The 11,826-nt window shown below is 67.1% G+C and carries 5 protein-coding genes and 3 pseudogenes; 5 read left to right on the top strand and 3 right to left on the bottom strand.

Translation table 11 applies throughout. The annotated features are described in order from the left end of the window. The first annotated feature begins 73 nt into the window (after nucleotides 1–73). A complete protein-coding gene (locus ACZ7J0_RS02280) occupies nucleotides 74–7,096 on the top strand; it encodes a polymorphic toxin-type HINT domain-containing protein (RefSeq protein ID WP_470883149.1) in 7,023 nt (2,340 codons plus the stop codon). A gap of 80 nt (nucleotides 7,097–7,176) precedes the next feature. Then, nucleotides 7,177–7,929 carry a hypothetical protein gene (locus tag ACZ7J0_RS02275; RefSeq protein ID WP_470883147.1) on the top strand — a complete coding sequence of 251 codons (753 nt, stop codon included), beginning with the start codon at nucleotides 7,177–7,179 and terminating at the stop codon, nucleotides 7,927–7,929. 98 nt (nucleotides 7,930–8,027) lie between these two features. On the opposite strand, the pseudogene ACZ7J0_RS02270 reads toward ACZ7J0_RS02275, so the two are convergent. Continuing rightward, nucleotides 8,028–8,552: pseudogene (locus ACZ7J0_RS02270) on the bottom strand (tyrosine-type recombinase/integrase); the annotation flags it as partial. 56 nt (nucleotides 8,553–8,608) lie between these two features. Here ACZ7J0_RS02270 and ACZ7J0_RS02265 point away from each other — a divergent pair. Both ACZ7J0_RS02265 and ACZ7J0_RS02260 read left to right on the top strand, forming a co-directional pair. Next, a pseudogene (locus tag ACZ7J0_RS02265) lies at nucleotides 8,609–8,819 on the top strand (site-specific integrase); the annotation flags it as partial. 244 nt (nucleotides 8,820–9,063) lie between these two features. Further along, nucleotides 9,064–9,485, top strand: a pseudogene (locus tag ACZ7J0_RS02260) (hypothetical protein). Here the strand turns inward: ACZ7J0_RS02260 and ACZ7J0_RS02255 are convergent. After that, nucleotides 9,475–10,284, bottom strand: a complete 810-nt coding sequence (locus ACZ7J0_RS02255; protein ID WP_470883145.1) for a helix-turn-helix domain-containing protein — start codon at nucleotides 10,282–10,284, stop codon at nucleotides 9,475–9,477. The pseudogene ACZ7J0_RS02260 and the gene ACZ7J0_RS02255 overlap by 11 nt on opposite strands. A 140-nt stretch (nucleotides 10,285–10,424) precedes the next feature. Between ACZ7J0_RS02255 and ACZ7J0_RS02250 the strand changes: the two genes are divergently transcribed. Further along, nucleotides 10,425–10,727: a 4a-hydroxytetrahydrobiopterin dehydratase gene (locus ACZ7J0_RS02250; RefSeq protein WP_469121226.1), complete on the top strand. Its 303-nt coding sequence runs from the start codon at nucleotides 10,425–10,427 to the stop codon at nucleotides 10,725–10,727. Between the two features lie 159 nt (nucleotides 10,728–10,886). Here the strand turns inward: ACZ7J0_RS02250 and ACZ7J0_RS02245 are convergent, their stop codons facing one another. Next, on the bottom strand, nucleotides 10,887–11,741 hold the full coding sequence (locus tag ACZ7J0_RS02245; protein ID WP_470883142.1) for a Rossmann-fold NAD(P)-binding domain-containing protein: 855 nt from the start codon (nucleotides 11,739–11,741) through the stop codon (nucleotides 10,887–10,889). Nucleotides 11,742–11,826: the final 85 nt, after the last annotated feature.

The raw sequence follows: 11,826 nt of genomic DNA, 5'->3' as shown, positions 1-11,826 counted from the left end.
CGGGCCGGCCTCCTCGGCATGCCACGCAAGAACATCTCGCCAACAGGCGATTCCACTTGGGAAACGGACACACATGAACTGGCTGAGACCGACCGCACCCGGCGGCGGCCGGGGCAGAACACGAGGCGGCGCACTGCGCCGCATCGCGGCAATCACGGGCTTCTCACTTCTGCCCGGGCTGCTCACCCCTGCTGTCTTCGCCGCCGAAGCCGATCCGCTGGGTAAGCCGAAACTGCAGGCCGCACGTGCAGACAAGGTCTCGCCCTTCACTGCCAAGCCGGACGCGAAGAACGCAGCGATCGCGCGCAAGGCCGCCGCGAACACGGCCAAGGATGCCGCCCGCGCGACAGTCGAACAGCGCGGACGAAGCGTGACCTGGCCGAAGGCGGACAGCGCCACCCTCACCGTGCCGGCGAAGGGTTCGGCGAGCGCCGAGCCGGGCGCTCTGCCGCTCACGCTCGCGCAGCCGAAGACAACCAAGGGCAAGAAGGCAGTCGCGGTCGGCCATGCGGTCAGGATCAACGTCCTTGATCAGAAGCAGGCCGCCGCGCTCGGTGTCAACGGCGTCGTGCTGACCGTCACCGGTCCGGCCGGCGGGGGAAGTGCCGAGCTCGGCATCGATTACGCGGCGTTCGCCTCCGCATATGGCGGTGACTGGGCCGGTCGCCTCCAGGTCGTACGACTGCCCGACTGCGCCCTGACCAACGCGGGCGCCGCGAAGTGCCGTAGCCGTGTCCCGGTGGAGTTCACCAACCGGCGCAAGGCACAGCGACTGGATGCACATCTGGCCTTCCAGCCTGCTGTCGCATCGAAGTCCGTACAGCCGAAGCCGACGGCACCCAAGTCCGCCTCACCGATGTCGGCGTCGCCGGCCGCCGGGCAGACGATGGTGCTGGCCCTCACCGCCGGAACCACATCAGCCGCTGGTGACTACAAGGCCACCCCGCTGGCCTCCTCCGCGGCGTGGGAGGCAGGCGGTTCGTCAGGAGACTTCACCTGGTCCTACCCCCTGCGGGTGCCGCCCTCGGCGGCCGGCCCGAAGCCGGATCTGCAGATCTCCTACGACTCAGGCAGTGTAGACGGCCGAACCGCGTCCACAAACAACCAGGGTTCAGTGATCGGTGAGGGCTTTGACCTCACATCCTCGTACGTTGAGCGCAAGTACGGCTCGTGTGACGACGACGGCCAGGCGGACAAGTTCGATCTGTGCTGGAAGTACGAGAACGCCTCCCTCGTCCTGAACGGCAAAGCGACCGAGCTGGTCAAGGACGACACGAGCGGCACGTGGCGGCTGAAGAACGATGACGCCTCCACCGTCACCCAAGGCACGGGCGCCGCGAACGGTGACGACAACGGTGAGTACTGGACCGTCATCACGGGCGAGGGCACCAAGTACGTCTTCGGCCTGAACAAGCTCGACGGCGCGGCGGCGGGAGACACCACCGACTCGGTGTGGACCGTCCCGGTCTTCGGCGACGACTCCGGTGAACCCGGCTACTCCTCCGGCACCACGTTCGCCTCCCGCGCGAAGACGCAGGCCTGGCGGTGGAACCTCGACTACGTCGTCGACACCCACGGCAACGCCATGACGTACTGGTACGACGCCGGAATCAACTACTACGACAAGCTCGGCGATGACGACAACGGCACCCCGTACACCCGAGGTGGCATCCTTCGGGAAATCCGCTACGGGCAGCGCGCCGGAGCCCTCTTCAGCGGCACCCCGGCAGCCTCCAACAAGGTCGTCTTCTCCGTCGCGGAGCGATGCGTAGCCTCCGGCACGGGGTGTGACTCGCTGACCGAGGACACCCGCGACAACTGGCCCGACGTCCCCTTCGACGCGATCTGCAAGAAGGACGCCAAGTGCACGGGCAACACCGGCCCGTCCTTCTTCAACCGCAAGCGGATCACCGGCATCACCACCTACGCGTGGGACGCCGCCGCCACGACGCCCGCCTTCGCCGCCGTGGAGTCCTGGGCACTGAAGCAGCAGTATCTCGATCCGGGCGACACCGGCGACTCCACCGACCAGTCGCTGTGGCTCTCGGAAATCCGGCACACGGGCAAGCGCGCCACCGCGATCTCGCTGGACCCGGTCACCTTCACTCATACGTTCCTGGCGAACCGGGTCGACAGCGACACCGACGACGTCCTGCCCTTCCACAAACCGCGTCTCTACACGGTCACGTCGGAGACGGGCTCGGCGACCATCGTCAGTTACTACGCGGCCGACTGCGCCCCAGGCCAGACGATGCCGGCGGTGGACAAGAACACCAAGCGCTGCTACCCGGTCTACTGGTCCCCGAACGGCGAGGAAGTCGCGCGGCTGGACTGGTTCCAGAAGTACCCTGTCCAAGCTGTCTCCACCACGGACCCCAAGGCGGGCTCAGAAGGGGTCCAGGACACGTACACCTACTCGGGTGGCGGCGCGTGGCACTATAACGACGACCCGTTCACCAAGGAGAAGGAACGCACCTGGTCGAGCTGGCGCGGCTTCGGCAAGGTCACCCACATCACCGGGCACGGCATCGACGGCAGGACCCAGTCGAAGAGCGTGTCCGTGTACATGCGCGGTATGAACGGTGACCGCGTCCTTGGAGCCGACGGCAGGACGCCGGACAAGGATCTGCGCAAGACCGCGAGCGTGACGGGCATCAAGGCGCCCGCCATCACCGACGCCGACCAGTATGCGGGCTTCGCCCGGGAAACGGTCACCTACAACGGCGCCGCGGGTGCCGAGGTCGAGGGCACCGTCAACGACCCCTGGTCCAAGCGCACGTCGACGCAGCACAAGTCGTACGCCGATACGGAGGCGTACTACATCAGGACCGGCGCGACGCACGCCCGGACCAGCATCACCACCATCGCCCCGATCCCTGACCGGATGCGCTCCACGGTTACGGAGTACGACGACTACGGCATGCCCTTCCGTGTCGAGGACAAGGGCGATACTGCGGTCGAGGGCGACGAGAAGTGCACCCGCACCTGGTACGCCCGCAACGACTCGGTAGGCATCAACTCCCTCGTCGCTCGTACGCGTACGGTCGCCCAGCCCTGTGCGGTGCTGGACACCGACCTCGACCTTCCTGCCACGTCCGGCGCTCCCGGCGAGGTCATCTCGGACACCGCCACCGCGTACGACACGATCACCTGGACTGCTGTCCAGAAGCCGACCAAGGGCGAGCCGCAGTGGACCGGCCGTGCGAAGTCGTACAGCACCGACAACGAGCCGGTGTGGCAGAAGATGGTCACCACCACCTTCGACGCGCTCGGCCGTCCGCTCACGGTCAAGGACACCAACGACACGGTGACCCTGACCACCACCTACACCCCCGCGTCGACGGGACCGCTCACCGGGAACACCGTCACCAACGCCAAGGGTCACGCGGCCGAAGCGCTCGTGGACTTCGCCACCGGGGCCGCGATCAAGTCGACCGACCCCAATGGCAAGATCACTGAGTCCGAGTACGACGCACTGGGCCGCGTCACCAAGACGTGGCTGCCCAACAGATCGAAGGACCTGGGCAAGACCCCCAATTACGTCTTCGACTACAGCGTCACCGCGTCGGCCATGTCCTGGGTGTCCACCGGGACGCTGAAGGGCGATGCCAGCGGCTACAACACCAGCTATGCGCTGTACGACTCCCTGCTGCGCCCGCGGCAGACGCAGTCGCCCTCACCCGAGGGAGGCCGGCTGATCGCCGAGACGCTCTATGACGAGCGCGGCCTCGCCGTCTCCGCCCTCAGCGACATCTGGGACGCCGTGAACGCCCCCGCGGGTAACCCCGTCCAGACGGACGGGGGCGCGGCACCAATGCAGGTCGACACGACCTACGACGGCGCCGGCCGCGCGGTCAAAGCGGAAACGAAGGTCAGGAACGTCTCCCGCTGGACCACCGAAACCGTCTACACCGGCGACACGGTGACCGCGTCCGCACCGGCGGGCGGACAGGCGACAGCGGTGATCACCAACGCCCTGGGCCAGACGACCGAGCGCCGCGAGTACCCGCGCCCCACTCCCACGGGCACCGACTACACCACCACGAAATACACCTACACCCCCGCGGGGCAGCAGCAGACGGTCCTGGGACCGGACGGCGCGACATGGACGTACACCTACGACCTGTTCGGCCGTCAGGTGACCGCGACCGACCCCGACAAGGGCAAGTCCACCAGCACCTACAACACGCTGGACCAGGTCGTCACCTCCAAGGACAGCCGGAACAAGGCACTGACCTACGAGTACGACACCCTCGGCCGCAAGACCGGCATGTGGGACGGCACTACAAAGACCGATACCACCAAGCTCGCCGCCTGGACCTTCGACACCCTGGCCAAGGGCCAAGGGGACACGTCCGTCCGCTACGACGGCGGCGTGACCGGCAAGTCCTACACCAAGAAGGTCACCAGCTACGACCCCTTGTACCGGGCTATCGGCAGCCAGCTGACCCTGCCGAGCACCGATCCACTTGTCACCGCCGGCGTCCCGCAAACCCTCGACTTCGCAACCGCCTACAACCTCGACGGCACCGTTAAGTACGACGAAAGCCCAGCGGTCGGCGGCCTGCCGCTCGAGCTTGTCAGCTACAAATACGGCGGCCAGGGCCAGCTGACGTCCTCACTGGGTACCACCGGCTACCTCCAGGCAGCCGCGTACTCCCCGACGGGTGACCTGCGCCAGCTCAGCATCGGCACCAGCAACACCGGAAACAAGGCCTACCTCACCTACAACTACGAGGACGGCACCCGCCGCCTCACCGGCTCCACCGTCACGGACGACGTCCACGGCTACATGGCCCAGGACCTGACCTTCAACCGCGACGCGGCCGGAAACGTCACTTCCATCTTCGACAAGGCGACACTCGGCGGCACCTCCGAGGCCGACTACCAGTGCTTCAGCTACGACGGCCACCGCCGCGTCACCGAAGCCTGGACACCGAAGACCGCCGACTGCGCCACCACCGGCCGCACCACAGCCAACCTGGACGGCGCCGCTCCCTACTGGACCAGCTACACCTACACCGCCGCCGGACAGCGCCAGACCGAGACGCAGAACCGCGCCGCCGGCAACATCACCACCACCTATACCTACGGCAGCGCCACCGGCCAGCCGCACACCCTCGCCAAGACCGTCGCCGGAGCGACGACCAAGAACTACGCCTACGACACCACCGGCAACACCACGAGCCGGCCCGGGACCCAGGCGCAGCAGACCCTCGAATGGAACACCGAGGGCAAGCTCGTCGGCACGACGGAACCAGCCGCCGGCACCAAGCCCGCGCTCAGCAGCGACTACCTCTACGACGCAGGCGGTCAATTGCTGATCCGCCGCGCCACCGGCGACGGCGACACCGTCCTCTACCTCGGCGGCAACGAGGTCCGCCTCACCAAGAAGGGCACGACCCAGACGCTTTCCGGCGTGCGCTACTACGCGGCCGCGGGCCAGATGATCGCCGTTCGCACCGCCACACTGGGCGCCTCCGGCACGAAGTTGAGCTTCCTCGCCGGAGACCACCACGGCACAAGCAGCCTGGCACTCGACTCCCCAACCCTGGCCATCACCAAGCGCTACTCCACCCCCTTCGGCGCCCCCCGCGGCACGAAGCCCACGGCCTGGCCGGACGACAAGGCCTTCCTCGGCAAGCCGGCGGACACAACGACGGGCCTCACCCACATCGGGGCACGGGAGTACGACCCGGGCCTCGGTCAGTTCGTCAGCGTGGACCCGCTGCTCTCCCTGGACCAGCACCAGTCACTCAACGGCTACAACTACGCCAATAACAGCCCTGCCACCTCGTCCGATCCCACGGGTCTGCGTCCGGATGGGCTCTGCGGTGGAAACTCCAGCACGTGTGTACCGAGTGACTCCAAGAGTGGCGCAAGCGTCAACCACCACGAGTCCTGGCAGTACAAGGGGACCGGATGGAAGTGGAGCAGCTGGACGGAGGAGAGCGGCGGCAAGCGCTGGTACCAAAACGGAGGCGTCAACTGGGGTTCAGTGATGTACCTCAATCGCCGCAAGCTCGAGTGGAGCAAGAATACCCTCGCCGGCGCAGGGCGGGCTCTTGTCGCCATGGTCGACATTGCTACACCGACGCTGTCGCTAACAGGAACATCCGCACAAGGCCTGTACGACGGACTGGCAGAGCAAGCAGGATTTGACACGAGCTCACCGGGCTACGAGGACGGTGAGGCCCTCGTGGATACCTTGGGGCTCCTTTTCACCGGCGTAGGAGGAGGGGCCAAGGGAGCCGGCAAGGGAGCCGCCAAGTGGTTCGGCAAGTGTCACTCCTTCTTGCCCGGCACCGAAGTCCTCATGGCCGACGGCTCCCATAAGAAAATAGAAGACGTAGAGGCCGGAGACGTAGTAGTAACGACCGATACGGCTACGGGCAAGAATCACGAGAAGAAAGTCCTCGAAACCATCCGGACCGAGGACGATAAGGACTTCACCGAAATCACGGTGACAGTCAACGGTGCCCTGTCGAGCATCGTGGCGACGGACACCCACCCCTTCTGGGTGCCGACCCTGCGCAAGTGGGTCAAGGCCGGCGACCTCGAAGTCGGCCAGTGGCTCCGCACCAGCGCGGGAACACACGTTCAGATCACCGCACTCCGCCACTACACCAAGTTCCAGCGTACGCACGACCTCACGGTCGAGGACATCCACGCGTACTATGTGCTGGCGGGGGCCACCCCGGTACTGGTTCACAACTGCAATGTGAGGTTGACCCGGGCGGAGGCGGACACTCTTCAGGTTGGTCCATACGCCGATGGCTCAGTCCCTGCTACTGGCCCGGTTGTAACGCCTGCTCAGAGCGCCGCGATGCAAGGCAGGGCCTGCCACACATGCGGCGGGACGACCCCGACGATGATCGGAGATCACCAGCCGTCCACAGGAATTGGGCCGGCCACTCTCCCCCGAAACCTGTTCCCGCATTGTGGGAACTGCAGCGACTTGCAGTCAGTCGCCGTACAGAAGGCCCAGAGGATGTTGAGAGAGCATGGTTATCATGATCCATCGTTCGCGGGCCTACCGGGGTACTCGAGCGCGAGAGAGAAGCTAGCCGAACTCTTGCCGGGGCATACGCGGTAAATTGAGAGTACCGCGCCGGGCTTCCTGAATTGGAGGCCCGGCGCGCACCGTTGCCTGGGTAGTAGATAGGGAGTGCTTAAGTGTTGGTGGGAAGCGCAGATATTTCCTTGAATCACCCTGTGATTCGTGTTGGTTCTGCTGAGATTCCTGACGATGTGGTGGCCTTGCAGGGTTCGACGCTCATCGCCGGCGAAAGGCACCTTCACCTCGCTGCGCGCGCCCAAGTTGGCCTAGTGCGCGTGGGGCTGTGGAGTGGGGCGAGTCCAGTTGAGGGCGTCGTGATTTTCGATGGCTCTCTGCGCTTGGATGACGGCGTGGTCTGCGTCGGCGACGTGCTGGGAGTCTCAAGCTTTAGGTATGGCTTCGGCGTTCCGGGGAATCGGCGAATGCTAGTCTCTGTTGACGATCCAGGTAATGCATCCAGGGTCGATGTCGTGCTCGATCCGGGAATGCAAGAGTTGACCCTTACCGCTTGCCGGAATTACCCCCTTCCGTCCTTTCGCGTATCGGATCCATCGAGTCTGGATTCGACTGATGAGCTTGGGCTCATTCTTTCTGCGCACAACATTCCCCTGAGTCGCCTCGCAGCTGCACTGAAGCTTGTCTTCTTGGCGGCAGGTAATGACGATGCTGCGCGGCGTTCGGTCATGATGGAATTCCGGGTTCGGATGATTGGGGAATGGTTGCGGTGGATTTCGCCGGCCCTGCCTGAAGTGCAGACTTCCTCGATCAATTCGTTCATCTTGGAAAGGATTCAAGGTGGATCGCCGGCCGATGTCGATTCCATCTGCATTGACATCTCTTCCGAAGTCATGCGTCGTGCGACAGCTTGATCACCCTCCGGGTCATGTCTGAGAGCAAATCTGAAGCCCCGGTGGAGGCGTCTCCGCGGGGCTACAGAGGTGTATGACGGCAATAGTTGACGGCAACGTCAGCGGATTTGGGTCGAGGAGGGGGTCGGTTCGTCGCCGTCACTGTTGGCCGTCTCGGTGGTCGTTGGATCGCTGAGTGCAGTGCTGAGGGTGTCGATGGCATCTCGCTGGAGGCAGAGCCGGACGTGGGCGTAGATGGTGGCGGTGACGCCGACGTGGGCGTGGCCGAGGAGTTCCTTGATGACGACGAGGTCGATGCCTTATTCCAGGAGCAGGGTGGCGGTTGAGTGGCGGAGGTCGTGGAAGCGGATGCGCCGGAGGCCGGCCTTGCGGAGGAGCGTGGCGAAGGCACGGCTGAGGTTGGTTGGGTCGATCGGCTTGACCTGCGGAGTGTGAACACGTGCCCGCTGCGCTGCCACGAGGTGCCTACGGCCTCCCGCTCTCGCTGTTGCTGCTCGCGGTGAAGCTTTAACGAGTGGAGGCAACGGGCGGGCAGGCGATGCGGCGTTCGGAGGCCCGGGTCTGGTGGGCAGTGTGGTGAGCCCGCCTGCGCTGGTGCGGCGGATGGCGGCGGTGCCGACGCCGAAGTCGCTCCGGTCCCTACTCAAGGAAGCAAGGGACCGAGGATCCTAAGGGCTGAACGACCCGGGAACTGCGGACGAGCTTCGTGTCCCTGATGTCCGACCACGGCATCCCGCTGACGTCATCGCCCGAGTGGTCGGCCCCAGTGGCACCGCAACACGGAACGCGTCTACCGCAAGCAGCTCCGCCCGGTCATCACGGCCGGCGCCGAAGCCATGGAACACATCGTCAGTTCGGACAGCCGCCGGGAGTGCCAAGCGGGGGCCTGAGCCGCAGTGGTATGGCTCCCTGTATGGCTCCCTGCCTGCTACGACCTTCCGAAGGTCAGCCCTTGACCCGGGGGAACTCGGTGCAGGCAGGGTCTCCCGCCATGACCTCCGGCGTAATCGACGCTTCCCTCCCGGCCCGGCATCGTGGGGTTCACCGGAACTCGGGCGGCGCACTCCGCTCGAGCTCCGGGCTCATGACCAGCCACAACGCCCGCTCCCGCCCTCTGATGGAGGCTGATCCGCCATGTCCCAGGCCCTGCTCGCCGGCATCTCCCGTACCACCGAGCCGCAGTCGATGCTGCGGCGCTTCCTCGCCCTCGACGCCGTCGTCACCGGTGCCAACGGGTTGGCGTACGCGGCCTGGTCCGGGGTGCTCGGGGAGTTCCTCGGGGTCGACGCGGCGCTGTTGCTCGAACTCGGGGTGTTCCTCGTGGTGTTCGCCGTCGGGGTCGGGTGGCTCGCCGGCCGCGCGCGGCCCTCCGCGGTCGCCGTGAGGCTGGTGGTGGACGCGAACCTGATCTGGGCCGCGCTCAGTGTCGTCGCCCTCGTCGCCTGGCTCACCCGACCGCCGCCGGTCTCCTGTGGATCCCGACGCAGGCCGGCACCGTCGCCGCTTTCGCCGCTCTCCAGTGGTCCGCGCTGCGCGCGGGCGCCGCTACGGCGTGAGCGACCGCAGATGGGCGGCCGTCGCCGGGTCGGCCGGGAGGAACGTCTCGATGGCCAGCTCGGCGACCGTCACGTCCATCGGCGTGTTGAACGTCGAGATGGACGAGACGAACGACAGCACCCGCCCGTCGTGCTCGATCCGCAGCGGCAGCGCGAAGCCGGGGTGCGGGACCGGGTCCTCCCGGTCGCCCGGCTCGCCGGACGGATCCGGCAGGGAGTAGGCGGCGACCTCCTCGTACAGCGTCCGCAGCGGCTCTGAGCGGGCGAGGCCGATCTGGCGTTCCATCTGCGCCAGCAGGTGCCCGCGCCACTCGCGCAGATTGCGGATGCGCGGCGCGAGCCCCTCCGGGTGGAGCGTGATCCGCATGGCGTTCATCGGAGGAGCGAGCAGATGGTCCGGCAGTCCCGCCATGAGCATCGCGATGCCCCGGTTCGCCGCGACGACGGTGTACGAACCGTCCACGACGAGCGCCGGATAGGGCTCGTACCCCTGGAGCAGGGTCTCGATCCCCTCGCGCAGGGTCTCGAGTGCCGGGTCGTCCAGCGACGACTCGGTGAACCGGGGCGCGTAACCGGCCGCGAGAAGCAGCTCGTTCCGGTCCCGGACCGGAACCTCCAGATGCTCGGCCAGCCGCAGGATCATCTCCTCGCTCGGCCGGGACCGCCCCGTCTCCACGAACGAGATGTGGCGGGCGGAGGAGTCGGCGCGCAGGGCCAGCTCCAACTGGCTCAGCCGCCGGCGCTCGCGCCAGCCGCGCAACAGTGGCCCTACTCCTGTACCGCTCAGCACCGTTGTCATGGCGAGACCGTAACCCAGGGACGTGAACCGGCCGGGTGACACCCATGTGTTGACCTGGGGGCTCCGGGCCGGAGACCGTATCGTCACGGTCACTGACATCGCTGCCGTCACCGCCCGCACCGACCGGAGGGAGCCCGGCCATGCCCACAGAGCCGCTGTCGCAGAAGGAGATCGAGGACCGGCTGCGCGAACTGCCCGGCTGGAGCCTGGACGGGGACCGCATCGGGCGTACGTACCGCCTCGGTACCCACTTCGCGGCCACCGCCCTGGTCGTCCATGTGGCCCAGATCCAGGAGGAGCTGAACCACCACTCCGACCTGACCCTCGGCTACAACACCGTCGCGCTCGCCGTGAACAGCCACGATGTGGGAGGCATCACCGAGCGGGACTTCGCCCTGGCCCAGCGGGTGGACGCGATCGCCTCGGGGCACGGAGCGGAGTAGCGCGCCCCTTCAGGGCTCGGCTCGCTTCCGGGACGCTGAAGCCGCTGTCGACGGTCCCCGTGTTCGGCCGCTCGTCCCGCGCGGCCTCCGCGCGCGCTCCCTTTCGACAGCGGCGCGTCCCCTCGGCTCGCTCGCCGGGAGACGCGCCCACCGGCCCCGCTACCGCCAGGCCGCGGCGGCGAAGGACGCGAAGTCCTTCGGCGCCCGGCCCAGCACCTTCTCCACACCGTTCGTCACCCAGGCGTTGTGGCCGTCGAGCAGCGTGCCGAACAGATCCGCAAGCCACCGCGCCTCCGGCAGCGGCAGCCCGTACTGCTCCAGCATGGCCGCGTACTCCTCCACGCTCACCGGCACGTACCGCACCTCGTGGCCCGTCGCCCGGGTGATCTCGGCCGCCACCTCGGCGAACGTCAGCAGTCGCGGCCCGGTCACCTCGTACGTGCGGCCGGCGTGGCCGTCCTCCAGCAGCGTCGCGACGATGACATCGGCGAGGTCGTCGGCGTCGATGAACGGTTCGGCGGTGGCGCCCGCCGGGAAGGCGATCTCGCCGGCGTGAACCCCCTCCGCGATCGCGCCCTCGTTGAAGTTCTGAGCGAAGAACGCCGCCCGCACGACGGTGAGTTCGACGCCGACCGCGGCGGCGCGCAGCGCCTCCTCCGCGTGCGCCGCATCCGGTTCGCCGCGCCCGGACAGCAGCACCAGGCGCCGTATGCCGTTCTCGGCGGCCAGCCGGCCGAAGCCGCGCATGGCCTCGACCGCGCCCGGCGCCGCCAGATCCGGGTAGTACGCGACATAGGCGCTGTCCGCGCCCCGCAGCGCGAGGGCCCACGTCTCGGGGGCCTCCCAGTCGAAGTGCGTCGCGCCCTTGCGGGAGCCGGACCGCACGTCATGGCCGTAGGCCTGGAGCCGCTCCACCACGCGCCGGCCCGTCTTGCCCGAGCCGCTGGTCACCAGCACGGTCCGGGCGGTGCGGGCGGTCGTGGGCTGGGCCGTCATGTTCTGGTTCGTCGTCATGTCCCAAGACTGGCGGGGCCGGCCCGCTCTTCCCATGCTGCACAAGCTCAGTCCCATGCGTGTGCGTCTACGGCCGCGCCCTTAG

The sequence above is a fragment of the Streptomyces sp. NPDC038280 genome (genome assembly GCF_055600045.1).
The sequence above is the reverse complement of the archived record's forward strand: the minus strand, read 5'-3'. Positions and strand labels throughout refer to the sequence as shown.

What these genes read in the sequence shown, in the direction of transcription:
- ACZ7J0_RS02280 (WP_470883149.1), top strand. Translation starts at nt 74, where the DNA reads ATGAACTGGCTGAGACCGACCGCACCCGGCGGCGGCCGGGGCAGAACA.
- ACZ7J0_RS02255 (WP_470883145.1), bottom strand. Translation starts at nt 10,284, where the DNA reads ATGACAACGGTGCTGAGCGGTACAGGAGTAGGGCCACTGTTGCGCGGC.
- ACZ7J0_RS02250 (WP_469121226.1), top strand. Translation starts at nt 10,425, where the DNA reads ATGCCCACAGAGCCGCTGTCGCAGAAGGAGATCGAGGACCGGCTGCGC.
- ACZ7J0_RS02245 (WP_470883142.1), bottom strand. Translation starts at nt 11,741, where the DNA reads ATGACGACGAACCAGAACATGACGGCCCAGCCCACGACCGCCCGCACC.